Raw genomic sequence first — 25,037 nt, 5'->3', positions numbered from 1 at the left:
TTGTGCTCAGCCCCGGGGGGCCGCGGGAACCGGCTCTGCGTAAGCTGCCTGATAGGCCGCCGCCAAAGCCAGAACCGTCTCATCCTCGAACCAGCGGCCGACGAATTGCAGCCCAATCGGCAGGCCCTGCGGATCAAAGCCGCAATTGACCGAGACCGCCGGTTGCTCGGTCATGTTGAACGGATAGGTGAAGGGCGACCAATCGGTCCATTCCGTCATGCCGGACCCCGGGGGCACATCGACGCCCGCCTCAAAGGCGGTCAGCGGCATCGTCGGCAGCATCAGCGCATCATAGCGCGCGTGGAATTTCGCCATTGTCACCTTCAGTGCCGCCCGCGTCTGGTCGGCGGCGATGTAGTCGCGTGCGCTCAGCAGGCGGCCCTGTTCGGTGATCGACAGGAACCCCGGGTCGAGCGCGGCCAGCTGCGCCGGGGTGGGGTCGACCTGTTCAATCGCCCAGGCCTGCGCGGCATACCACAGATCGAGCAGCGCTTTTTGCGGCGAGGCAAAGCCGGGATCGGCCTCTTCGACGATGGCGCCCAGATCGGCCATGCGCGCGGCTGCCCGATCAATCGCAGCCGCCACGGCCGGGGCGACGGGCGCGCCGTGCAGCGTGCGCGCAAAGCCGATGCGCAGCCCGCGCACCCCTTCGGGGCCTCTGCGGCAGGCCGCCGCGAAATCGGGCACCTGCGCGGGAGAGCGGCCATAGAGCGCGTTGGGGGAGGGACCCGCAACCGCATTCAGAAACAGCCCGCTGTCTTCGACATTGCGGGTCAGCGGCCCCCGGTGGGCCAGCTCGAAAAGGCCGGTGGGGGCGGTCGAGGGCACCCATCCAAAGGTCGGTTTGATCCCGAACACCCCGCAGAAGGCGGCCGGGATGCGGATCGAGCCCGCCCCGTCCGAACCTTCGTGCAGCACACCCATGTTGAGCGCCGCCGCCACCGCCGCCCCCCCCGACGAGCCGCCGGAGGCGCGCGAGACATCCCAAGGGTTCAGCGTATTGCCGCCAATCGGGCTGTCGGTGAGGCCCTTCCAGCCGAATTCCGGCGAGGTGGTCGTGCCCAGAATGGGGGTGCCCGCCGCGCGCAGCTTGGTCACGATCTCCAGATCGGTGGGCGAGGGGTCGGTTTCACCCAGAACGGACCCTTTGCGACAGGGGATGCCTTTGACGCGGGTCAGCTCCTTGATCGTGGCGGGCACGCCGTCGATGGGCGAGAGGGGCGTTCCCGCCTTCCAGCGCGCCTCGGAGGCGCGCGCCTCGGCCAGCGCCGCCTCCTCGACGACATAGACAAAGGCATTCACCGCGCCGTCAAACCGCGCGATCCGCTCCAGTGCCGCCTGCACCGCCTCGACCGGAGAGGCCGCGCCGCGCGCATAGGCGGCGCCAAGCTCGGTCGCACTCATTTCACCCAGATCGGTTTTTGTCATGACATTCATTCTTCTCAGGCCTCGGCAAGGAGCGATACGGCCAGCGTGTCGAGCGCGCGCCGGGTGGCGGCGAACATCTCGGTCAGCTGGGCCTCGGTGATGATCAGCGGCGGGCAGAAACAGATCGCATCGCCGATGGCGCGGATGATGACGCCCTGATCCAGAAGCGCCGCCTGCGCCGCCTGTCCGGCCTGACCGGGCTTGGCGCCGGGTTTCAGCTCAAGCGCGCCGATCAGCCCGACGCCCCGCGACCAGAGCGCCAGCTCGTGGCTTTCCAGCGCCTTCAGCCCGGCGAGAAAGCTGGCCTCAAGGCGCGCCGCATTGCCCACCAGATCGCGTTCCTCGATGATCTTCACATTCTCCAGCCCGACCGCGGTGGCGACGGGATGCCCGGAGGCAGTGTAGCCATGCCCGAAGACGCCAAGGCGGTGGCTCTCATCCGCGATGGGATTGTAGAAGCCATCGCTCATCAGGATCGCCGAGAGCGGCATGTAGCTGGACGAGATCTGTTTCGAGACCACCATGACATCGGGCACGATCCCGTAGGTCTCGCAGGCGAACATCTTGCCGGTGCGGCCAAAGCCACAGATGACCTCATCCGCGACCAGCAGGATGTCATATTTCTTCAGTACCGCCTGAATGGCAGCCCAATAGCCTTTGGGCGGCACGATGACACCGCCCGCGCCCATCACCGGCTCGCCGAACATCGCGGCGATGGTCTCGGGTCCCTCGGCGAGGATCAGACCCTCAAGCGCCTCTGCCATGCGGGCGGAGAACTGCTCCTCGCCCTCGCCCGGCAGGTGGTCGCGCGGATAATCCGGCGTCAGTGTGTGGATCATACGGTCGAGCGGCAGATCGAAGCTGCCGTGGTTGGCGGGAATGCCGGTGACCGAGCCCGCCGCGATGGTGACCCCGTGATAGCCCTTGATCCGGCCGATGATCTTTTTCCGCGCGGGCTGCCCCAGCGCGTTGGAGCGGTACCAGATCATCTTGATCACCAGATCATTCGCCTCTGAACCCGATGAGGTGAAATGCACCTTGGTCAGATGCGCGGGCGAGATCTGCACCAGCTTTTCGGCCAGATCAACCGAGGGACCATGCGCCTTGTAGTTGAAGCTGTGGTAATAGGGCAGCTTGCGCATCTGGGCATAGGCAACATCTGCGAGGCGCTTTTCGTCAAAGCCGACCGCAACCGACCAGAGCCCGGCGAGGCCCTCGATGTAGCGCTTGCCCGTCTGATCGAAGACATAGATACCCTCGCCACGGTCGATGATCAGCCCGCCTTCGGCCTCATAGCGGCGCATGTCGACCACCGGATGGACCTGATAGGCGATGTCGCGGGCTTCGATGGAATTGGGCGCGGGGGAGGTGGTCTGGCGCATTCTGGTTGGTCCTTGCTGGATGAAAGGGGCGCGCGGGGCGCGGCCGTCGTGTCGCGGTGTCAGCCCGCCTGTTGATCCCATTCCTTGCCCGGAATGGCCGCGATCAGAGAGCGGGTATAGGGGTGTTGCGGCGCGTCGAAGATCTGGCTTCCGGGGCCGGTTTCGACGCAAACGCCCTTTTGCATGACCATGACGCGGTCGCAGATCTGGGCGGCCACCCGCAGGTCATGGGTGATGAAGACGAGGCTGAGCCCCAGCTCGCGCTTGAGATCGTCGAGCAGGGCCAGCACCTGCGCCTGGATCGAGACGTCGAGGGCGGATACTGCTTCATCCGCCACGATCAGCTCGGGCCTGAGGGCGAGCGCGCGGGCGATGCCGATCCGCTGGCGCTGCCCGCCCGAGAATTCATGCGGGAAACGCCGTGCCGTGCCCGGCAGGCCCACCCGCGCCAGCAGCGCCTCGGCCTCGGCCATCGCCTGAGCGACGGGGGTGCCATAGGCGATGGGCCCGTCGGCAATGGCGCGGCCCACACGGATGCGCGGATTGAGCGAGGCAAAGGGGTCCTGAAAGATCATCTGCACCCGTCGGCGCATTTCGCGCAGGCCGGTGCCGGTCGTGTGGGTCACGTCCTGCCCGTCGAGCAGAATGCGCCCCTGATCCAGATCCTGCAGCCGCACCAGACAGCGCCCGAAGGAGGATTTCCCCGATCCGCTCTCGCCCACGATGCCCAGCGTCTCGCCGCGCCCGATGGTCACCGAGACATCCTTGACCGCCTCGATCAGGCGGGGGGGACGAAAGAGGCCCAGCCCCATGCGGTAGGTCTTGCAGGCGCCCTCGATCTGCATCAGAGGCGCGCGCCCGGGGGCCATATCGGGGGTGGTATCGGTGGCCGCGTTTGGGGTCGTGCCTTGGGCCATATCGGGGGTCGTTTCGGGGGCCATATCGGGGGCAGCTGAGGCGGCAGGCGTCTGGGCAGGGGCGCGGCCGCCGCGCAGCTTCGGGATCGCCTTGATGAGGCCAATCGTATAGGGATGCCGGGGCGCGCGCAGCACCTGCGCGGCCGGGCCCTCCTCAACGACATGGCCAAGCTGCATCACCGCGACATGATCGGCGATCTCGGCCACGACGCCGAAATCATGGGTGATGAACATCACCGCCATCTTGTGGCTGATCTGCAATTTGCGGATCAGCTCCAGGATCTGCGCCTGCGTCGTCACATCCAGCGCGGTGGTGGGCTCGTCCGCCACCAGCACCTCGGGTTCGAGCGCGAGCGCCATCGCGATCACCACCCGCTGACGCTGCCCGCCCGAGAGCTGATGCGGATAGCTGCGCGCGGCGCGCTTGGGATCGGGCAGGCCGACCTCTTCCAGAAGGGCCAGCGCCCGCGCCTTGCGCTCGGCCGGACGCAGGAGGCCATGCGCCTCGAACACCTCGGCGATCTGATCCTCGATGCGCATCAAGGGGTTGAGCGCGGACATCGGTTCCTGAAAGATCATCGCGACGCGGCGCCCGCGCAGGGCGCGCATCCCGGCCTCGTCCAGCGCCAGAAGATCCTCGGCCCCCAGCCGGATCGCGCCCTCATTGACCCGCACCCCCTCGGGCAGCAGCCCCATCAGCGCATTGGCCGACATCGACTTGCCCGAACCGGATTCGCCCACCACGCAGAGGATCTTGCCCGGGTAGAGGTCAAAGCTGACCTTGTCGACGGCATAGGGCCGGTCGGCCCCCTCGGGCAGCGCGATTTTGAGATTTTCGATGCGCACCAGCGGCGTTGCGGTCGTCATGTCCAGCATCTCATTGCCTCCGCTTGTTCAGGCGCGGGTTCAGGGCATCATTGAGCCCTTCGCCGATCAGGTTGAAGGCCAGCACCGTCAGCAGGATCGCGAGACCGGGGAAGAAGCTGATCCACCAGGCCTGCTGCAGCACCGTGCGCCCGGCGCCGATGATATAGCCCCAGCTCATCACGTTCGGATCGCCCAGCCCCATGAAGTCCAGCGCGCTCTCGGTCAGGATCGCGGTCGCCACCATCATCGAGGCCAGCACGATCACCGGCGAGATGGTGTTGGGCAGGATCTGGCGCCAGATGATGGTGAAGCCGGATTGTCCCGAAAGCTGCGCCGCCTCGATGAATTCGCGCCGCTTCAGCGCCATCACCTCGCCCCGCAAGAGCCGCGCCACCGGTGGCCAGCTCACCAGCGCGATGGCCACGATGATCGAAGTGATCGAGGGCTGAAAGATCGCCACCAGCACGATGGCAAAGGCGAAACTGGGGATGACCTGAAAGAATTCGGTGATCCGCGAGAGGATATCATCGACCCAGCCGCCGAAATACCCGGCCGCGGCGCCGATCGGGATGCCGATCGCGAGGCTGACGATGGTCGAGACGAACCCCACCAGCAGCGACACATAGGCGCCATGGGCCAGCCCCGCGGCAATGTCGCGGCCAAGGGTATCGGTGCCCAGCAGGACGCTCTGGTCCTGAAAGGGGGGCATGAAGGGCATGTTGACCATGTCCCAGGGCGAGGCCGGGAACAGGAAGGGCGCGACGACCGAGAGGATCAGCACGAGGCCCAGCACCCAAAGGCCGACCACAGCGCCGCGGTTCTGTTTGAAGGCTTTCCAGAAATCGCTCATGAAATGCGGATCCTCGGGTCGACCACGCGATAGAGGATATCGGTGATCAGGTTGAACATCAGGACGAGCCCGGCCGAGACGGTGAACACCCCGAGCAACAGGTTGTAATCGCGGCTTTGCAGCGCCTCGTACATGAGCCGCCCGATCCCGGGCCAGGCAAAGACCGTTTCGATCAGCACCGCGCCCCCGACCAGCTGCCCGGCATGCAGACCCGCCAGCGTCACCACCGGCAGGATCGCATTGCGCAGCACGTGGCGGCGCTGGATCACCGAATTCCGCAATCCCTTGGCCCGCGCCGTCTTGACGAAATCGAGCCGGTTGACCTCCAGCATCGAGGCGCGGGTGATGCGCACATAGGTGGCCATGAAGAACAGCCCCAGCGTCGTCGCGGGCAGGATGAGATGCCGGAGGATGTCGACGGCGCGCGCGATCCCGGTCAGATCCGAGGCCGCCTTTTCATAGCCGAAGGCCGGCAGCCAGCCGAGGGTGACCGAGAACAGCAAGACCGCCATCAGCGCCATCCAGAAGAGCGGTGTGGCATAGAAGAGAAGCGCCACCGTCGAGATCACGCTGTCCGACCAGCTGCCCTGCCGCGCCGCCGCGATGACACCGGCGAGCACGCCAAGACCCAGCGAAATCGCGAAAGCGGTGAGCGAGAGGATCAGCGTTGCGGGCAGACGGTCGAGGATGAGTGCGCCGACACTGGCCTGCTGACGATAGGAATAGCCCAGATCCAGCTGCGCCATATGCGACAGATAGGTCCAGAGCTGAATGTGGATCGGCTGATCGAGGCCGAACTGGCTGCGCAATTCCGCAAGGAACTTCGGGTCGGCATCGCCCGCCTCACCCGCCATGACCAGCGCCGGATCGCCCGGCGCCATGTGGATAAGGCAGAAATTCAGGACGGCGATGGCGAAGAGGATGATCACGATCTTCACCAGCCGCCCGATCAGAAATCGCAGCATGGATGCGGGCCCATCTTACTTGGAGTGGCGGGTCCGGCTGCGCGGCATCTGCGCGCGCAGCCGGGTCGGTGTCGGGGCCCCGTTGCGGGACGGGGCGACCGGGGGGTGCCTATTGGGCGATCCAGGTATCGCCGAGCGAGCTGCCGATGCCGTTGGCGGTCTTGACCAGATCCTGCACCTTGCAGTCATAGAGCGTCGGGAAGCTCAGCTCCTGCAGCCAGGCCACGGGCACATCGGTCTGCAGGATCTTCTGGACCTCGGTGTAAAGCTCCTGACGTTTCGCGTCGGTGGTGGCGACGGCGGCATCGTCAAAGAGCTTGTCCACCACGGGGTTCGAATAGCCTTCGACATTGGCGAAAGGGTTGCCCTTGGTGATCTGGCTGGTGATGTAGTTCCGCGACACGCCCAGCGCCGGATCGCCGTTCTCATAGAGATAGGTGAAGGCGATGTCGTAATCCCATTGCGAGGTCTTCTGGTTCCAGCCCGCAACATCGGTGGATTCGATCTCGATCGGGATGCCGACGGCAGAGAGGTTCTGCTTCACCACCTCGGCCCAGCGCTGCCAGGTCTCGCCATAGGGAAGGGGCAGCAGACGCAGCGGCGTGTCGCCTGTGTAGCCGATCTCCTCCAGCAGCGCCTTGGCCTTCTCGGGGTCGTAGTCATATTGCGGTTCGACCTTGTCGTAGAACGGGATCGTCGAGGTGATCGGACCGGTGGCGACCTTGCCATAGCCGCCCCAGAGCACCTGAAGCATCATCGGGCGGTTGAGCGCATACATCACCGCCTGACGGAACTTGACATTGTCCATCGGTGCCGTGCGGTTGTTCAGCCAGAGGAAGGACATCGGGCCGTTGTATTCCCAGCCCTTTTCGGTGACGCAGACGCCGTCTTCCTTGGCAAGGCGCGCAATGTCGAAGTTCTCGACCGAGCCGCCGGGCAGAACCGAGACGGTGCGGGTCTCAAAGGCCGTGGCGCGCGAGGCGGCGTCGGGGACGACGTGATAGACGACCTGGTCCAGATAGGGGTGGCCCGGGTTCCAGTACTCGGGGTTCTTCTCGAGGTCGATGAAAGACCCTTTTTTCCATTCCTTCAGAACGAAGGGGCCGGTGCCGACGGGTTTGTCGTTGTTCGGGTTCTTGGTGAAATCGGTGCCCTGATAGAGATGCGCGGGGATGATCGGCGCGACCGTATAGCTGAACGAGCGGATGAACGGGCCGTAACCTTCCTTCAGTTTGAAAACCACGGTGTGCTCATCGGGGGCGGTGATCGCCTCGACATGGCGCATGACCTCGCGCCACTTCGGATTGGTCTCGGTCAGGAATTCGGTGAAGGTGAACAGCACATCCTTGGCCGAGAAGGGTTCCCCATCCGAGAACTTCACACCCTGACGCAGGTGAAAGGTGAAGGTCAGCCCGTCCTCCGAGCTTTCCCAGCTTTCGGCCAGCGCGGGATAGGGCTTCAGATCGCTGTCATAGCGCAGCAGGCCTTCGTAGATCGACCCGGCCACCAGCAGGCTGGGCCCGTTGGTGGTGATGCCGATCATCAGGCTGGGCGGTTCGGGCTGGACCACAAGGTCAAGCCGGCCCCCCGCGACGGGCGTGTCTTGGGCAAGGGCCGCATTGGACAGAGCCGTGAGGCAAAGCGAGAGCGTGAGCGCTCCTCGGCGGAGCGCTTTCGGTGAAAGCATCTTATGGACCTTCCTGTTGGATCGGTCGTGAGAATCGACCTGTTTTTTTGGATAAATCCCTGTTCCCGGGAAAGGGAACATCGGGGTCCGACAGTTTTTTGGGGACGCTGGCGTCCTGCATCCCAGACTGCGGCGCTATGGTCTCCATGTCGAATAATTTTGAACGATCCGGCCCATCAGGCCAATCTATGCGGTGTCATCCGATCCGCGCGCCGCGCGCGCCGCAGCCCCCTCATGGGAAGCCTCACCATAGATCCGCGCTTCGGGCGGGCTCAGCGCGACCTGTTCGGCAAAGGCGCGGTGCAGCTCGTCCTCGATGCGGCTGCGCAGGGCGGCGGGCAGGGTCACGAAATAGACCCCGGCCTGCGGCGTTCCCTCATAGGGCGGCAGGCGCCAGAGTCGACCTGCCGCGCAATCGCGCTCGGCCACATGGATCGGGAGCGGGCCGATCCCGAAGCCCGCAATCACCATGCGGCGCACTTCCTCAAGGTTATGCGACTGCCCCACCAGTTCGGTTTGCATGCCGCAGCGCAGGCGCAACGCGCTCAGCTCGTGCAGGGCCCGGTTGCTGCGCTCGGCCAGATAGCCGATCGATTCGTGCCCGGCCAGATCGGCAATCGACAATCCCTCGATGCCGAAGAGCGGGTGGGAGGGGCCGCAATAGAGGCCGAAATGCTCCTGAAACAACAGGGTGTATTCCAGCTGCAGATTGCATTCGCCCACCACGCAGACCGCCATATTGGCCCGCCGTGCCGCGACCATCGCCAAGGCCTCGCGCGAGGCCTCGACCTGCAAGGTCAGGCGCACCTGCGGGTGGCGGCGGTGAAACAGCGCGAGGGCTGCATCGAATTCGGGGCTTTCCACATGCGAGGCGAGAACGATTGTCGCGGCGCCGGTCAGCACCTTCTCGGCTTCCTCAAGCGAGGCGGGCAGGCGCGAGACCGCGGCGGTGATGTCGATGGCCTCGGCCAGCAGCGTGCGGCCCGCATCGGTCAGTTCGAACATGGTCGAACTGCGCTCAATCAGCCGGTATCCGACCTGTTCCTCCAGCCGCTTCAGACTGCCGGAAACCGCGGGCTGGGTCAGGCACAGGCGCTGGGCCGCATCGGTGATCGACTGCGATTGCGCGATCGTCACGAAGCTGCGCAACAGGTTCCAGTCGAGATGAGAAAACCCCATATCCTTGATGTCGCTTACCTTGTGGCCGGATCCTGTCACTGTTCAGGGTCGGACGTCCTGTTTCCAGTGCCAAGGACGCAGTGCAATGGCAGGCGCGTCAAGCCGATATTCGGCCAAATCGGCATTGCAACGCGATATGGCGCAAGATCGGGCAATCATCGGGGCCTTTGCGCGCAAGCGCTCCATCCGAAGCCGCCTGCCATCGTCCAACCGGCGCGCGTCGGCCCTGCCGTGGGCAAAGATCAGGTTGCGGATGCGCGCGATTGCCTCGGCGCCACTGAAAGGTGCTGCCGCGTTGGACATGATGAAAAGTGGGGGGCATTGCGGGGCGCGCGCGGTTGAGCGGGTCGCCCTCTGACCCGGGTTGAAAGTGTGACACCTGAGTGTGACACATTGAACCTAAATCAGGGAAATCGTAGCAACTTCAGCAACTTGCGGAAGTTTTGGCTCCGGCGGTAGGGATCGAACCTACGACCAATTGATTAACAGTCAACTGCTCTACCGCTGAGCTACGCCGGAACACGAGGGGGTGTATAGCGGCGGCTTTTGGGGGCTGCAAGTGGGTTCTGACAGATTTTTTCAGAAAAATTACACCGGCGCGAAAATCGTCAACGGATGCAGGGGTTTTTCAGCGCGAGCCGCGTTTTCCTGAACCAGTTCAATCAGATGCGCAAAGACATTTCGGGCGGCCGCGCCCAGCAGAGCGGGGGGAATCTCCTGATAAAGCGCGGCGGCAAGCGCAGGGGCCGTGGTCGGGCCCTGTGCCAGAGCGGCGCGGATTTGCGCGTGGCGGTCGGCGCGATGGGCGGCCAGTTCGGCGATCCTGTGCGCCGGATCCGTGATCGGTGCGCCATGGCCCGGATAGAGAATGTCCGGCCGTCGCGCGGCGAGCCGGTCCAGGCTGCGCAGGTAATCCCCCAGATCCCCATCCGGCGGCGAGATCAGCGTCGAGGACCAGCCCATCACATGATCGCCGCTGAAGCCGTAATCCGCGCCCATGAAACACAGGTGATTGCAGAAATGGCCGGGGCTGTGCAGCGCCTGCAGCCGCCATTCCGCGGTTTCGACCACCGCGCCATCGGCCAGGGTGACATCGGGGGTGAAATCCGCATCAACGCCTTCGCCGCCGCCCTGCATGCCATCCGTGGCCAGCCGCTGCATCATCGGCGAGCGGCCCGCCTGCGCATCGCCAAAGGCCAGCACCGGCGCGCCTGAAAGCTGTGACAGTTCGCGCGCGAGGGGCGAATGGTCCAGATGCGCATGGGTCACCAGAATATGGCTGATTCTGGCGCCTGCCGGAACCGCGGCCAGAATCGCCGCCAGATGCTGCGGATCGGCGGGGCCGGGGTCGATCACCGCCAGCGTCTTTTCGCCCAACAGATAGGTGTTGGTGCCCCAATAGGTCATCGGCGAAGGATTCGGGGCGATCAGCCGGCGCAGGCCGGGGGCGAGGGGCTCGGGCATGCCGGTTTGGGGGGGAAGGGTCATCGGGCAGTCCTTGGGCGGGGCAGGGTGGCAGCGTTTGGGGTAGCAGTGTTTGGGGTAGCAGCTTTTGGCGGGCGGCGTTGGGGCATCGGGATCATGGCATCGGTCGGCGGTAACCGGCCCCGGCGGGGGCCGGGGACGCTTGTGGCTTTTCTCTCGCGGTGCCGCGGCCTAGGGTCGGGCGGGGCGGGGCGGCACCGGTGGCGGGCGCTGCGGGCGCGATAGCGGAGTTGTGGCATGGATTTTCTCTGGCTGAAACGGATGATGCCGCGCGGGCTCTATGGGCGGGCGGCGGCGATTCTGATTTTGCCGGTGATCACCATCCAGCTGGTGGTGTCGGTGGTGTTCTTGCAGCGCCACTTTGAAGGGGTGACCCGGCAGATGACGGATGCGCTGCTGACCGAGCTGATCGCGGTGGAATCTCTGGCCGACCAGGCGCCGGACGCGGCAACGGCGGCGGCACGGGCGGGGGCGCTGGGGGCGACGCTGAACCTCGTGGTGGTGCTGCCGGTGGCGGCCGAGACCGGCGATCAGCGGGCGTTTTACGATTTCTCCGGCCGGGTGGTGATTGATACGCTGCGCCGGGGGCTGGGGCAGGTGACGGCGGTGGATCTGTCGAACTCGCGCGTGGTCCGGGTCGTGCTGACCACCCGGCAGGGGCCGATGCAGATCTCGCTCGACCGCCGCCGGGTTTCGGCCTCCAACCCGCATCAGCTGATCGTGCTGATGCTGGCCACCTCGCTGGTGATGACGCTGGTGGCGTTCTTGTTCCTGCGCAATCAGTTGCGGCCGATCCGGCGGATGGCCGATGCGGCGGAAGCCTTTGGCAAGGGCCGGGTGGTGCGCTACCGCCCCTCGGGCGCGATCGAGGTGCGGGCGGCAGGGGCGGCCTTTCTGGACATGCGGGCGCGGATCGAGCGGCAGATCGAGCAGCGCACGCTGATGCTCTCGGGGATCAGCCATGATCTGCGCACGCCGCTGACCCGGCTGCGGCTGGGCCTGTCGATGCTGCCCGAGGATGAGGATGTGGCGGCGCTGGAGCGCGATGTGGAGGAAATGGCGCGGCTGGTCGATGCCTTCCTCGCCTTTGCCCGCGATGATGCCGCCGATACCGATCCCGAGGTGCTGGACCCTGCGGCATTCGTGCGCGGCGTGGTGGAGGATGCGCAGCGGGCCGGGCGTCCGGTGACGCTCCATGAGGTGTTGGGCGAGGGCACCGCGACATTCCGCCCCGACAGCCTGCGCCGGGCGCTGGACAATCTGATCGGCAATGCGGTGCGCTACGGCGCGCGGGCCGAGGTCTCGGTGTTTCTGGGGCCACGGGCGTTGCGCATCGTGGTGGAGGATGACGGGCCGGGGATTCCCGCCGAGCGGCGCGAAGAGGCGATGCGCCCCTTCACGCGGCTGGACCCCGCGCGCAACCAGAACAAGGGGCAGGGCGTGGGGCTGGGCCTGTCCATCGCCGCCGATATTGCCCGCAGCCATGGCGGCGCGATCCGGCTGGGCGAGAGCGAACGGCTGGGGGGGCTGCAGGTCGAGGTGGTTCTCGCACGCTGACCGCCTGATCTGTTGGCGGCCCGGTCTGTTGAGCGCCCGATTGGCTGACCGCCCGTGTTGCCGACCGCCGGTGTTGCTGCCCCTGATCGGCTGACAGCAGGGTTTCCCGGCAACGGGATGCCCCAACAAAGCACCGGTCAAGCTTTGCACTGGCCAGAGCAGGGGCGGGCCGACGAACGCGCACCGCTTCACTGCGAGGTGATGATCCTGTGCAAGAGGACAGACCAGACGATGGCGCCAATTGCTGCGGCGGGGAGGATCCACCATCCTGCAACCGCGCGCCCGGGCGCGCCGTCAGGACCGGGCGGCCGGGGCGGGCCGTAGACCTCTGCCGTGTCGGGACCGCGCGCAGACCTATCCGGGCCGCGTGCGGAATCCGCGGGGGCGCGGGGAGGCGAGGCCCCGACCCCGACCCCGACGCCGGGCCCGGCACCGTTCCGGGGGAACGTGCCACCTGCACCGTCGGGCTGGCCCGCTGCCGTCCGGGCCTTACCGGTCCTCGCCCCGGCGGAGAGCCCGCGCAGCGCCAGGCGGAAACGGGTTCTGGCGGGCGGATTGGGGGCGCGAACAAACGGCATGATCCTGACGGCCTCTCTGATCTCCTGCATCGGGGGGATGCCACTTTGTAATATCGCTCCCCTCTGTTTGTTGAGATGGACCGGAGCGGTGTGGTTTCAACCGCGCGGCCCGGGACTGCCCGGTAAAGTGGCGGTGATCTGCCGCCCGGCACGACTCGCGGGCCTTTGATGCATTCCGCCTGCGGCGCACTCTTGCCCCCGTCGGGCAGGCGGCGCATTCTGGGCGCATCGGACAGAGGTTGAACCCCCGCAGGTCACGCCCTAGATATGGGATCTGAAACGGGGAAGGCCGCGCTGCCGCATCGGGGCCGTCCTTCCTGCCAGAGAGGAAAACGCATGAACCAGACTCTTGCATCGAGCTTTCCCGTCCTGCCGCTGCGCGACATTGTCGTGTTTCCGCATATGATCGTGCCGCTCTTCGTGGGGCGCGAGAAATCGGTCCGCGCGCTGGAAGAGGTGATGGCCGATGACCGGCAGATCCTGCTGGCCAGCCAGATCGACCCGGGCGTGGATGAACCCACGACCGAGGGGATCTATCGCACGGGCGTGCTCGCCAATGTGCTGCAGCTGCTGAAACTGCCCGATGGCACCGTCAAGGTGCTGGTCGAGGGCAAATCGCGGGTGCGGATCACCGAATTCGTTGAAAATGAACAGTTCTTTGAGGCGCATGCCGAAACCCTGACCGAAACGCCGGGGGATGCCGACACCGTCAAGGCCCTCTTGCGCACGGTCGGCGATGAGTTTGAGCGCTACGCCAAGATCAAGAAAAACACCCCCGAGGAGGCGCTGGCCGCCATTGCGGAAAGCCGCGATGCCGACAAGCTGGCCGATCTCGTCTCGGGGCATCTCGGCATCGAAGTGGCCGAGAAACAGGCGCTGTTGGAGACGCTGAACGTCGCCGAGCGTCTGGAGAAGGTCTTTGGCCTGATGCAGGGCGAAATGTCGGTGCTGCAGGTCGAGAAAAAGATCAAATCCCGCGTCAAGAACCAGATGGAGCGCACCCAGCGCGAGTATTATCTGAATGAGCAGATGAAGGCCATTCAGAAGGAACTCGGCGATGGCGAGGATGGCCAGAATGAAGTGGCCGAGCTGGAGGCGAAGATCGCCGCCACCAAATTCTCGAAAGAGGCGCGCGACAAGGCCGAGGGCGAGCTGAAAAAGCTCAAATCCATGTCGCCGATGTCGGCCGAGGCGACGGTGGTGCGCAACTATCTCGATTGGCTGCTGGCGCTGCCCTGGGGCGTGAAATCCCGGGTGAAAAAGGATCTGAACGCGGCCGAGGCCGTGCTCGATGCCGATCACTACGGGCTGGAAAAGGTCAAGGAACGCATCGTCGAATATCTGGCGGTGCAGGCGCGCGCGACCAAGATGAAGGGGCCGATCCTCTGCCTCGTCGGACCTCCGGGCGTGGGCAAAACCTCGCTGGGCCGTTCTGTGGCGAAGGCCACGGGGCGCGAGTTCATCCGCATCTCGCTCGGCGGGGTCCGGGACGAGTCGGAAATTCGCGGCCACCGCCGGACCTATATCGGCTCGATGCCGGGCAAGATCATCCAGGCGCTGAAAAAGGCCAAAACCACCAACCCGCTGATCTTGCTCGATGAAATCGACAAGATGGGGCAGGATTTCCGCGGCGATCCCGCCTCGGCGATGCTGGAGGTTCTGGACCCGGAGCAAAACGCGACCTTTGCCGATCACTATCTTGAGGTGGAATATGACCTCTCGAACGTGATGTTCCTGACCACGGCCAACAGCTACAACATGCCGGGGCCGCTTCTGGACCGGATGGAGATCATCCCGCTCTCGGGCTATACCGAGGATGAAAAGCGCGAGATTGCCATCCAGCATCTGGTGCCGAAGCAGATCAAGAATCACGGGCTGAAAAAGGCCGAATTCTCGATCAGCGACGCCGCGCTGACCCATGTGATCCGCTATTACACCCGCGAAGCCGGGGTGCGGAATCTGGAGCGGGAACTGGCGAAAATCGCCCGCAAGGCGGTGACCGAGATCCTGAAGGGCAAGGTCAAGTCGGTGGCGGTGGATGAAGCCAAGGTCGAGGAATATCTCGGCGTGCAGCGGCATCGCCATGGTCTGGCCGAGCTGGAGGATCAGGTCGGCGTGGTGACCGGGCTGGCTTGGACCTCTGTCGGCGGCGATCTTCTGCAGATCGAGGCGCTGAAACTGCCGGGCAAGGGCCGGATGAAGACCACGGGGAAACTCGGCGATGTGATGAAGGAATCCATCGAGGCGGCTTCCTCCTATGTCCGCTCGATCAGCCCGGAAATCGGGGTGAAACCGCCGAAGTTCGAGGCGGTGGACATCCACGTGCACGTGCCGGAAGGGGCGACCCCGAAGGACGGGCCGAGCGCCGGGATCGCCATGGTCACTTCGATTGTCTCGGTGCTGACCGGGATTGCGGTGAAACGCGATGTGGCGATGACGGGTGAGGTGACCTTGCGCGGCAATGTGCTGCCGATCGGCGGGCTGAAGGAAAAACTGCTCGCGGCGCTGCGGGGCGGCATCAAGACGGTGATGATCCCGCAGGAAAACGCCAAGGATCTGCAGGACATTCCGGACAATGTGAAAGAGGGCCTCGAGATCATTCCGGTCAGCCATGTGCGCGAGGTTCTGGCCCGCGCGCTGGTGCGCGCGCCCGAGCCGGTGGAATGGGACGAGGCCGCCGAAGAGGCGGCCGCGCTGGCCGCCAAACTGGCGGGCACCGCGGCTCCTGCGGCCACGGCACATTAAGATAGGCCTCTATCCTATTGAAAAGGCCCCCGTGAAAGCGGGGGCCCTTTTTTGTCTGTCCAATCTCGTCCCGCGCCATGCTCTGGGCGCCTTCCGGTGGTGACGCGCCTTACGGGGTGTCGGCCGCGATGGTCTCAACCTTGCCGTCGTAGAACTGCACCTCAAAACTTGCCGGGGTCTGGGCCGGGATATCCAGCTCAAAATCATTGCCGGGATGGCTGAGATAGATGTCGGTTGCCGTCACCCGCAGGCGCCACTCGCCGAATTTCGTCAGGCCCACCGGCTCCTCATCCGTGGGCGCGATCACCTCGGTCAGCTCTGACGTATCGGTCTCTTTCGAGCTGCTGGAATAATAGGTCCATTGCCCCATCTGATTGCGAAAATCGAACCAGCCATTGGATTGGCTCCAGAATTCGATCTGCATCCCGCCGTCCTCGGCGACAAAAGACAATTGCTCGCCCTGACGCAGCACCGTCCAGCTGCCAAAGCGGCTGGCGCGCAGGTCATCGTCCACCACCGCCCCGGCCATTTGCGAGGCATGCATCCCCAGATCAACCGCCCGCAGGTCGTAGAGCCCGCCCTGATCCCAGCGGTAATCATTGGTGGTGCCGTTGGGCCAGGTGACCTCCACCCAGCCATTGTCCTTGAGCGCCGTCACATTGCCCTGCCGCCCGGCGCCCCCATCCTGATCCTGCCATTTCCAGTCGGGACCGCGTTCGACCAGCATGCCCTCGCCAATCACCGGCTGCATCTCATCCACCGGCGAGGCCCAGCCAGAGACGTCCTTGCCCGGGAAATCGACCACCAGGTCGCCGTCATTGTCGAGGCGGCGCACCTGACCGATGTCACCGGGCTCCACATCGCCCCAACCATAGGTCGGCTCGATCCCGTCGCGCAGGGTGACCAGCGTGTCGGGCATCTTCACCATCGCGGTTTCCGATGCCGATTGCGCCGCCAGCGGCAGCGGTGCCAGGGCGAGGGGGGACAGCACCACAAAGGAGAACACCAGAGACAGGCGGGTGGGCAACAGCATTTCTCTCTCCAAATACATAAATCTGCGCTAAATTTAACCGCTTGCCCAAGCTGCGACAAGCAAGTCGCATTTGGGCAGTAAAATAGGGGCCGTTTCGGGTTCCCTGTAGCGGATATCCCGATTCCCGCCTATCGTTCAAAGAGTTCCGCCATTTTATATGAGGCATGTGATGGCCAGTTCCACAACGGATTCTCCCCAAGACGATCAAGTGATTGACGGCGGTGTCGCGGCCGAAGGGCCGGAGGGCACGCTGATGCTGAAGAAAAAGGATTTTGTTGATCGCGTGGTGAAGGCTTCCGGGGCCAAGCGCGGCGAGGCGAAAGGCGTGATCGAGGCCACGCTGCAAATGCTGGGCGATGCCTTGGCGTCCGGTGAATCGCTGGTGCTGCCGCCGCTGGGCCGGCTGAAAGTCAGCCGTCAGATCGACAAGGCCGGGGGCGAGATCATGGTGATCAAGCTGAAACGCGGTGGCGAAGGCGGCGGGAAAAAAACTGAAGAATTGGGTCTTGCAGAGCCCGCAGAGTGACGCTAAACACCGCGTCACCGGGTGATTAGCTCAGTGGTAGAGCGCTTCGTTCACATCGAAGATGTCAGGGGTTCAAATCCCTTATCACCCACCATCATTCTGTTGAGAAGCCGTAGCTTAGCGCTGCGGCTTCTTGCATTTGTGACGGCGCGCAGGTTCGTGAACCCATAGGGCGCCGGGGCCACCTGCTGCGGCACTGGCCCCGCATGAACCCCGCGCCCCGAATGACCCCTGTGCCCCCCGTGACCCCCGTGACCCTTGCGCCACCCGTGGCGGCTGCCGGTGTGTTGCGCCGCCCGGTGCCGCGCGCAAAGGGCCGCCCGGAGCGGCGATGACGCGGGCTGTGATCGGGGGGCAGGGTTTGCCTTTCTTTCCTGATGCACGGGATTTTTCCGTCGCCAAGCAGCCTCCGCCTGCTAGTGTTTGCGGAAAGGACTTTGGGGGGCAGGATGGGCTGGCTGGCGGATGAAAGCGGGTTGGACAAGACCCCGGCGAATTACGTGCCCCTGACGCCGCTGTCGCATCTGCGCCGCGCCGCCGAGGTCTTTGCCACGCGCGAGGCGCTGGTTTATCACAACCACCGTCTGACCTATGCAGAGTACCACGCGCGCGTCACCCGGCTGGCCAGCGCGCTGGTGGCAATGGGCGTGCGGCCCGGCGACGTGGTGGCCACGCTCTTGCCCAACGTGCCCGCCCATGCCGAGGCGCATTTCGCCGTGCCCGCCACGGGGGCGATTCTCAACGCGATCAACATCCGCCTCGATGCGGACACGGTCGCCTATATCTTCGGGCATGGAGAGGCGAGGGTGCTGCTCTGCGACACGCAGTTCCTGCCGCTGGCCGAGGCGGCGGTGGCGCGCATGGAGGGGGCGGGGCCGAAGATCATCGAAGTGCCCGATCATGGCGCAGGCTTTCCCACCACGGGCCGCTATCCGGACTATGAGGCGCTGCTGGACGCGGGCGATCCGGACTTTGACTGGATCATGCCGCAGGATGAATGGGAAAGCCTCGCGCTCAATTACACGTCGGGCACGACGGGGCGGCCGAAGGGCGTGGTCTATCACCACCGGGGCGCCTATCTGAACACGCTGGGCCAGCCGATCAGCTGGCGGATGGTGCTCTATCCGCGCTATCTGACCATTGTGCCGATGTTTCACTGCAATGGCTGGTGCCACGTCTGGATGCTGCCCGCGCTGGGGGGCACGGTCGTGTGCTGCCGCGATGTGACCGCCGGGGCAATCTACAATGCGGTCGCCTATGAGGGGGTGACGCATTTCGGCGGCGCGCCCATCGTGCTGAACATGATCGTCAATGCCGATGAGGCGATACGCCGCCCCTTTGCGCATACCGTCGAGGTGTTCACCGCCGGGGCGCCGCCCGCCGCCGCCACCCTGGCCGCCATAGAGCGGCTGGGGTTCCGGGTGACGCAGGTCTATGGCCTGACCGAAGTCTATGGCCCTGCGGTCGAAAGCACCTGGGACGCCGCCTGGGACGCGCTGCCCGAGGCGGCGCGCGCGCAGAAAAAGGCCCGGCAGGGCGTGGTGATGCCGATGATGGCCGGGCAATATGTGGCGGACCCCGAGACGATGCAGCCGGTGCCGCGCGATGGCGTGGCGCAGGGCGAGATCCTGATGCGCGGCAATGCCACGATGAAGGGGTATTTCAAGGATCCCGCCGCCACGGCCGAGGCTTTTCGCGGCGGCTGGTTCCATTCCGGTGACATCGCGCTGCACCACCCCGACGCCCATGTGCAGATCGCGGACCGCGCCAAGGACATCATCATTTCGGGGGGCGAAAACGTCTCCTCGGTCGAGGTGGAGGGGGCCTTGATGCACCATCCGGCGGTGTCGCTCTGTGCGGTGGTGGCGAGGCCTGACCTGACATGGGGCGAAGTGCCCTGCGCCTTTGTCGAGCTGAAAGCCGGGCAGGAGGCGAGCGAGGCCGAGCTGATCGCCTTTTGCAGGGCACGGCTGGCGGGGTTCAAGACGCCAAAATCAGTGATTTTTCAGGAGCTTCCGAAGACATCCACCGGCAAGATCCAGAAATTTGAACTGCGAAAGCTGCTGAAGGATGGGGCGGGCTGACGCCTTGGGACGCGGTGACGCAAGTCCGCAAAACGGGCGGCAACTCAAGGGTCTGCTGCGGCGTGGCCGCGGCGTTCATGGGGCGTATCGGAAAATTCTGAAGTATCGGCAGTTTTGAAAATCCAAAGGGCCGCACGGGCGGATTGCGATGCGGCCCTTTGGGGATCTGGACGGGCAGCGGGCCGGTCCGGGGGCCGTCAGTTCAGAAAATACCATCCGTGCGGCAGTTGATGTGCAGCTCGGCCACCGAGGCGGTGTTGGACAGGCCAATCGCCTCCAGCGTCAGATGGGCGATCTCGGCGGGCTGGGTCATCTCTTCGGCAGCGCGCGTGCCCCGGCTGGCGGTTTCCCCCATTTCGGTGGCGACAAGCCCGGGGCAGATGGCGGTGGCACGGATGCCATGCTCCCATCCCTCATGCCGCAGCGCATGCGCCAGCCCCACCGCCGCGAATTTGCTGACCGAATAGAGCGCCGAGCCGGGTGAGGCCACGCGCTTGCCCGAGAGCGATCCCAGAATGATCACCCGGCCGCGCCCGCTGGCCTTCAGCGCGGGCCAGGCCGCCATCGCCAGCCGCCGGGGCGCGCGGAGGTTGATCTCGAGGAGCGCATCCACCTCTGCCTCGGATGCCTCCACCACCGGCGTCGCGGTGAAGATCCCGGCATTGGCGACGATCGCGTCGATCCGTCCGTGCCGCGCCATCACCGCCTCGGCCCAGCGGGCCTCTGCCGTCCGGTCGGTGGCGTCATAGGCGAAGGCATCGGCCCGCGCGGGGTCGATGCCCTCCGGCAGCTGACCCGCGTCGCGCAGCCCGAGGCTGACGTGCCAGCCCCGCGCCTGTGCGGCCTTGGCGATGGCAAGGCCGATGCCCCGGCTGCCGCCGGTGAGCATCATCAGGGGGGGCGTGGTCATCGTCGGGATCCTCCGGGGTCAATAGGCGAGCGAGGGCAGCCAGAGCGTCAGCGCGGGGAACAGGATCAGGATCAGCAGGGTCAGCAGATCCATCACCAGAAACCAGCCGATGCCGCGGAAAATCTCGGGCAGGGTGACTTCGTTGTTCAGCGCACTGTTGATCATATAGACGTTCAGGCCAATCGGCGGGGTGATCAGGCCAATCTCCAGCAGTTTCACCACGATAATCCCGAACCAGATCGCGTCAATCCCGGTGGATTGCACCAGCGGCACCAGGATCGGCAGCGTCAGGAGCAGGAGGCCGATGGAATCGATCAGCATCCCCAGCACCAGATAGATCACCGCCACCGCGAAGAGGATCCACCACTGATCGCTGCTGACCGAGAGGATGGCGTTGGAAAAGGCGGTGGGCAGGCCCGACAGCGCCAGAAACCGGGTGAAGAACAGCGAACCGATCAGGATGATGAAGATCGAGGCGGTGGCGGAAACCGCCTGCGTCACCGCCTCAACCACGGCTGCGCGGGTCAGCTTGCCGCGTGCGGCGCCGATGAGGGCGGCGAAAAACGCCCCCAGCGCCCCGGCTTCGGTGGGCGAGAAAGCCCCCGAGAAAATGCCGCCCAGCACCAGAATGATCAGCGTCGGCAGCGGCCAGACATCGCGCAGCGCCTCGCGGCGCTCGGCCTCGGTCGGCGGGGCGGGCGTGGCACCGGCGAGCGCGGGGTTCAGCTTCACGCGGATGACGATCATCGCCATATAGATCAGCGCCGAGAGGACGCCGGGAATGAACCCCGCCATGAACAATTGCCCGACCGAGACCTGCGCATAGACGCCGTAAAGGATCAGGAGCACCGAGGGCGGGATGAGCGAGCCCAAGGTGCCCGAAGCGGCGATGGTGCCGGTGGCCAGACCGCGGTCATAGCCCTGTTTCAGCATCTCGGGCACCGCCAGCCGCGACATGGCCGAGGCGGTGGCCACCGAAGAGCCGGAGGCGGCGGCGAAGAAGGCGCAGGCCCCGACCGAGGTGATCGCCAGCCCGCCTGGCAGCCGCGCAAGATAGAGCCGGAGCGAGAGAAACAGCCCGCGTGTCATGTCGGTGGCCGAGCAGATGAACCCCATCAGAAGGAACATCGGCGCCGCCGACAGCTCCCATTGCCCGACATAATCGAAGGGGGTGGCGGAAATCATGCCCCAGGCGACGTTGAGGTTGAACATCGCGGCGATACCGGCGATGGACACCAGCCCCAAGGTCAGGCCGATGGGCACGCGCAGCGCGATCAGCGCAAGCGCCACCACCGTTCCGATAATGCCGATGTCGAGATTGCTCATGGTCTTGGTCCTTTTCGGGCCGGGTTACAGCGCGCGGCGCGTGGACAGGGATTTCATCAGATTGGTCAGGATCGCCAGCCAGATGCCGGCAAAGCCGATGGGCAGCGCCCAGCGGGCGGGCCAGATGTAAAAGGTGAAATTGCTCATCGCCTCTTCGGCGCGGCTGGTGGCGCTCAGCGCATCGTGCAGCGACTGCCAGCCGAGCATGCCAAAGAAGATCATCCCCAGCCCGCAGGCCAGAATATACAGGCCAAGCTGCATCACCGGCGGCATCATCTGTGCGAACAGATCCACGCGGATATGCTCATTGCGCAGCTCGACAAAGCCCAGCGACAGGAACACCAGCGCGACCATATAATAATAGGACACGATCTCGAGCGTGCCGATGATGCGCCCGTGAAAGAAGAAACGCACGATCACGTCGGTGGTGATATGCGCCATCATCAGCAGCATAAACAGCGAGGCCAGCGCCATCGTGGCGCGGTTCAACCAGCGGGTCAGGGCTTGCATGGGACATCCTCAGGGCAAGGCAGGTGAGGCGGGGCGCTGAGGCCCCGCCACGGGATGGTTTCGGCCTCAGATCACTTCACGCCGTAGCTGGCGGGATCGATGTCCGCATAGATCTGCTGCATCGCAAGGGCGGTCAACGCGTCCTCATCCTTGGTGTCGACGCCTGCCAGAAGCTCCTGCCATTTGCTCATCTTGGCGCGGAAGTCATCGATGGTGCCCTGCGCGTCATTCAGCCCATAAGTGGTTGCGGCGGTGTCATAAATCCCTTCCAGCGTCTTTTCGCGGAAAGCATCCACCGAGGCCTGCAGATCGGCTTCCGGCTCATAGACATTGCCGCCCTTCTCCTGCGCCACTTTCAGCGCGCTTTCGGCCTGCGCGGTGTAGTTGATGATCAGCCGGGCCATCGAGCGGGCCGAGGCCTCCATCAGCACCTTGCGCTGATCGGCGCTGAGTCCGGACCAGAAATCCGGGTTGTAACCCCAGTTCGGGCCAGACCAATACATGCCGGTGGGCAGCAGCGTGGTATGCTCGGCCACCTCATAAAGCGAGCGGTCCACCAGATCATTCGCGGCATTGGTCGCGCAGTCGAGGGTGCCGCGCTCGAGCCCGGTGTACATCTCGGAGGAGGGGACGTTGACCGGCACGCCACCGGCTTCCTCCACCCAGGCCGAAACCGCCGAGCCTGCGGTGCGGATGCGTTTGCCCTTCAGTTCTTCCAGATTGCGCACCGGCTTGGCGCACATCAGGATATAGGCCGGGGTGGCATAGGCACCGAGATAGACGACGCCCTGATCCTGCCATTCCTGCAGCTGCGCCGGGTTGTGCATCGAGAAATCGGCCACGGCGAAGATCGCGGCAACCGGATCGGAATAGACAAAGCCGAGTTCCTGCACCGCATTGGCGACGGGCAGATCCGAGGGGGTGTAGATTGCTGCATGATGCGCCACCTGCACAACATTGTCGCGAATGCCTTGCAGCGAGGCGCGCGGCGCCAGCAGCACGGTGCCGGTATAGACCTGCGGGTTGAGATCGCCGCCCGAGAGATCCTTCACGATCTCGGCCCATTCGGTATAGCCGAACTTCGCCAAAGGATGCGCGGCATCATAGAAGGTGTTGGCGATAAAGGTGGTCTCGGCGGCCAGCGGCTGCGCCAGAAACGCGCCGAGCAGGGTCGTGGTCAAAAGCTTTTTCATGTCTGTCTCCGTGTTGGGAAAGCGGGCGGTTTGTCTCCGTGTTGGGAAAGCGGGCGGTTCAGGCCGCCCGCATTGGAAGTTTCAGAGGGTGGTGGCGTTTTTCACCGCGCGGCCGCCTTGCAGGATCAGCGGGATATGTGCGCCCTGATCCGTCAGAAGGTTCAGGTCTTTCAACGGGTTGCCGTTGACGGCGATGATGTCGGCATATGCGCCCGGCGTGATGGCACCGATCTGGCCCTCCATCCGCAGCACTTTTGCCGCGTCGACCGTGGCCGAGCGGATGACGGCATCGGCGGGGATATAGCGCCCGCGCAGCGGGAACTCGCCCGACTGCTCGGTCTGCATGCCGCCCAAAAGGTCAGAGCCATAGCCCATGGTGACCCCGGCCGCGTGCATCTTGGTCAGACGCTCCAGCCCCGCCTCGCGCACATCCGCCACTTTCGCCACGGATTCCGGCGGCAGGCCGAACTCGGCGCCTTTGCGGGCCAGAAGGTCATAGGTGATGTTCGTCGGCACGACAAAGGCGCCTTCACGCGCGACCCGGGTGATGGTGGCGTCCGAGATCAGGTTGCCATGCTCGATGCAGGTGATCCCGCAGTCGAGCGCCCGCGTGATGGCGGTGTCATCGTAAAGATGCGCCGAGACATAGGTGCCAAAACCCCGGGCAATCTCGACCAAAGCGGTGAGTTCCTCGACCGAGAACACCAGATAGCCGATCGGATCGGAGGGCGAAGAGACGCCGCCATCGGCCATGACCTTGAGGAATTGCGCGCCGTTTTTCAGCTCTTCGCGGGCGGCGCGCATCAGCTCGGGTTTGCCGTCGCAGATGCGGCCGAGGGTGCCCAGTTGATTGACGTACCAGCTGACATCGCGGTTGTCATAGGGGCCGCGGTAATCGGTGTGACCGCCGGTCTGGCTCAGCGCCTTGCCGCAGATCACCAGACGCGGCCCCGCGAAATAGCCCTGTTCCACCGCCTGTTGCAGGCCCCGGTCGGCACCGCCCAGATCGCGCACGGTGGTAAAGCCGCGCATCAGCATGTCGCGCATCAGATGCGAGGCTTTCGCGGCCACCAGCGAGGAGGGCAGCGCGGCATTGGCGCCAAGGTTCGCGGTGGTGGCGATGGTGTGCACATGGCAGTCGATCAGCCCCGGCATCACCGTCAGCCCGGCCAGATCCAGCTCTTCATCGGCGGTGAATGTCACCGTGGGGGCCACTTCGGCGATGCGGCCGTTTTCGATGGCGATCTGCATCGGCGCGGTCGGTTCGGTCTGGGTGCCATCGACGATGCAGGCGTTCTTGATCAGCAAGGTGGTCATCGGGAAAATCCTTTGGGGTCAGTCAGATCAGCGCGGGCGCGAGCGCCTGGGCAATCAGGGTCATCTCGGTCAGATCATCAGCGGTATAGGCATCGCGGGCGGCGTTCAGCGAGAGCACGCCGACACAGCGTCCCGCCCAGATGACCGGCGCGCAGGCGCAGGCTTCGCAGCCCTTGGACAGGATCAGCTCGGCATCCGGAAAGGCCCAGAGCACATCCTCGCGCGAATTGCCGAGCCAGGCTTCGCCGCGCTCGAGCAGCACGGTGCCCCAAGGCGTCAGGCCCATCGGTTTCAGCGCGCCCACCGGGTAATCGCCGGTGGTCGAGCTGTGCATCCGCATGACATTGCCGGTGCCGGGCAGGTTTTTCAGGATGGTGAGAAAGCGAAAGCCAAAGCGGGCCTCGCAGATCTCTTGCACCGTCTGAAACAGCACCTGCGGTTGCTGGGGAGCACGTTGCGCCTGCAACAGCCGCGCGAAATCGGAAGAGGAGGTCATCG

Annotated in this window: 19 protein-coding genes and 2 tRNA genes; 5 read left to right on the top strand and 16 right to left on the bottom strand. The window is 64.9% G+C overall.

What is annotated here, in order from left to right:
• Window positions 1-6: 6 nt before the first annotated feature.
• The 9 genes from ACEN2S_RS17455 to ACEN2S_RS17415 form a co-directional block, all read right to left on the bottom strand.
• Complete coding sequence (locus tag ACEN2S_RS17455; RefSeq protein WP_441868277.1) at window positions 7-1,428, bottom strand: amidase; 1,422 nt, start codon at window positions 1,426-1,428, stop codon at window positions 7-9.
• A gap of 14 nt (window positions 1,429-1,442) precedes the next feature.
• Window positions 1,443-2,810, bottom strand: coding sequence for an aspartate aminotransferase family protein (locus ACEN2S_RS17450; RefSeq protein WP_441868274.1), 1,368 nt, complete (start codon window positions 2,808-2,810; stop codon window positions 1,443-1,445).
• A 59-nt stretch (window positions 2,811-2,869) separates the two neighbouring features.
• Window positions 2,870-4,603, bottom strand: coding sequence for an ABC transporter ATP-binding protein (locus tag ACEN2S_RS17445; protein ID WP_441868271.1), 1,734 nt, complete (start codon window positions 4,601-4,603; stop codon window positions 2,870-2,872).
• A gap of 1 nt (window position 4,604) precedes the next feature.
• Window positions 4,605-5,444 carry an ABC transporter permease gene (locus ACEN2S_RS17440; protein ID WP_441868268.1) on the bottom strand — a complete coding sequence of 280 codons (840 nt, stop codon included), beginning with the start codon at window positions 5,442-5,444 and terminating at the stop codon, window positions 4,605-4,607.
• Complete coding sequence (locus ACEN2S_RS17435; protein WP_441868265.1) at window positions 5,441-6,409, bottom strand: ABC transporter permease; 969 nt, start codon at window positions 6,407-6,409, stop codon at window positions 5,441-5,443. Before ACEN2S_RS17435 ends, ACEN2S_RS17440 begins: the two co-directional genes overlap by 4 nt.
• Window positions 6,410-6,518: 109 nt before the next feature.
• Complete coding sequence (locus ACEN2S_RS17430) at window positions 6,519-8,096, bottom strand: ABC transporter substrate-binding protein (RefSeq protein WP_441868262.1); 1,578 nt, start codon at window positions 8,094-8,096, stop codon at window positions 6,519-6,521.
• Window positions 8,097-8,282: 186 nt separating this feature from the next.
• Window positions 8,283-9,275, bottom strand: coding sequence for a LysR family transcriptional regulator (locus tag ACEN2S_RS17425; protein ID WP_441868259.1), 993 nt, complete (start codon window positions 9,273-9,275; stop codon window positions 8,283-8,285).
• Window positions 9,276-9,719: 444 nt separating this feature from the next.
• Window positions 9,720-9,794 (bottom strand) — tRNA-Asn (locus ACEN2S_RS17420).
• A gap of 69 nt (window positions 9,795-9,863) precedes the next feature.
• Window positions 9,864-10,763, bottom strand: coding sequence for an MBL fold metallo-hydrolase (locus ACEN2S_RS17415; protein WP_441868256.1), 900 nt, complete (start codon window positions 10,761-10,763; stop codon window positions 9,864-9,866).
• Between the two features lie 234 nt (window positions 10,764-10,997).
• Here ACEN2S_RS17415 and ACEN2S_RS17410 point away from each other — a divergent pair, with 234 nt between their 5' ends.
• Together ACEN2S_RS17410 and lon are read left to right on the top strand one after the other, a co-directional pair.
• Window positions 10,998-12,317 carry an ATP-binding protein gene (locus ACEN2S_RS17410; RefSeq protein ID WP_441868253.1) on the top strand — a complete coding sequence of 440 codons (1,320 nt, stop codon included), beginning with the start codon at window positions 10,998-11,000 and terminating at the stop codon, window positions 12,315-12,317.
• 914 nt (window positions 12,318-13,231) lie between these two features.
• On the top strand, window positions 13,232-15,640 hold the full coding sequence (lon, locus tag ACEN2S_RS17405; RefSeq protein WP_441868250.1) for an endopeptidase La: 2,409 nt from the start codon (window positions 13,232-13,234) through the stop codon (window positions 15,638-15,640).
• A 109-nt stretch (window positions 15,641-15,749) separates the two neighbouring features.
• On the opposite strand, the gene ACEN2S_RS17400 is transcribed toward lon, so the two are convergent.
• Window positions 15,750-16,673 carry a hypothetical protein gene (locus ACEN2S_RS17400; protein ID WP_441868248.1) on the bottom strand — a complete coding sequence of 308 codons (924 nt, stop codon included), beginning with the start codon at window positions 16,671-16,673 and terminating at the stop codon, window positions 15,750-15,752.
• A gap of 169 nt (window positions 16,674-16,842) precedes the next feature.
• Here ACEN2S_RS17400 and ACEN2S_RS17395 point away from each other — a divergent pair, with 169 nt between their 5' ends.
• The 3 genes from ACEN2S_RS17395 to ACEN2S_RS17385 all read left to right on the top strand — a co-directional run bounded on the left by ACEN2S_RS17395 (window position 16,843) and on the right by ACEN2S_RS17385 (window position 19,283).
• A complete protein-coding gene (locus tag ACEN2S_RS17395; RefSeq protein ID WP_441868245.1) occupies window positions 16,843-17,199 on the top strand; it encodes an HU family DNA-binding protein in 357 nt (118 codons plus the stop codon).
• Window positions 17,200-17,218: 19 nt separating this feature from the next.
• Window positions 17,219-17,293: transfer RNA gene (locus tag ACEN2S_RS17390), tRNA-Val, on the top strand.
• A gap of 355 nt (window positions 17,294-17,648) precedes the next feature.
• A complete protein-coding gene (locus ACEN2S_RS17385; RefSeq protein WP_441868242.1) occupies window positions 17,649-19,283 on the top strand; it encodes an AMP-binding protein in 1,635 nt (544 codons plus the stop codon).
• A gap of 202 nt (window positions 19,284-19,485) precedes the next feature.
• On the opposite strand, the gene ACEN2S_RS17380 is transcribed toward ACEN2S_RS17385, so the two are convergent.
• The 6 genes from ACEN2S_RS17380 to ACEN2S_RS17355 form a co-directional block, all read right to left on the bottom strand.
• Window positions 19,486-20,193 carry an SDR family NAD(P)-dependent oxidoreductase gene (locus tag ACEN2S_RS17380; RefSeq protein WP_441868239.1) on the bottom strand — a complete coding sequence of 236 codons (708 nt, stop codon included), beginning with the start codon at window positions 20,191-20,193 and terminating at the stop codon, window positions 19,486-19,488.
• 18 nt (window positions 20,194-20,211) lie between these two features.
• On the bottom strand, window positions 20,212-21,519 hold the full coding sequence (locus tag ACEN2S_RS17375) for a TRAP transporter large permease (protein WP_441868236.1): 1,308 nt from the start codon (window positions 21,517-21,519) through the stop codon (window positions 20,212-20,214).
• Between the two features lie 24 nt (window positions 21,520-21,543).
• Window positions 21,544-22,029, bottom strand: coding sequence for a TRAP transporter small permease subunit (locus ACEN2S_RS17370; RefSeq protein WP_441868233.1), 486 nt, complete (start codon window positions 22,027-22,029; stop codon window positions 21,544-21,546).
• Window positions 22,030-22,100: 71 nt separating this feature from the next.
• The gene (locus ACEN2S_RS17365) at window positions 22,101-23,222 is read right to left on the bottom strand and encodes a C4-dicarboxylate TRAP transporter substrate-binding protein (RefSeq protein ID WP_441868230.1); all 1,122 of its coding nucleotides are present in this window, start codon (window positions 23,220-23,222) and stop codon (window positions 22,101-22,103) included.
• A gap of 81 nt (window positions 23,223-23,303) precedes the next feature.
• Window positions 23,304-24,539: an amidohydrolase family protein gene (locus ACEN2S_RS17360; RefSeq protein ID WP_441868227.1), complete on the bottom strand. Its 1,236-nt coding sequence runs from the start codon at window positions 24,537-24,539 to the stop codon at window positions 23,304-23,306.
• Window positions 24,540-24,561: 22 nt separating this feature from the next.
• Window positions 24,562-25,035, bottom strand: a complete 474-nt coding sequence (locus tag ACEN2S_RS17355; protein ID WP_441868224.1) for a GAF domain-containing protein — start codon at window positions 25,033-25,035, stop codon at window positions 24,562-24,564.
• Between the last annotated feature and the right edge of the window lie 2 nt (window positions 25,036-25,037).

This window comes from Phaeovulum sp. W22_SRMD_FR3, assembly GCF_052113705.1.
Lineage (GTDB): Bacteria > Pseudomonadota > Alphaproteobacteria > Rhodobacterales > Rhodobacteraceae > JBGQOG01.
This window is presented reverse-complemented; position numbering and strand designations above follow the sequence as displayed.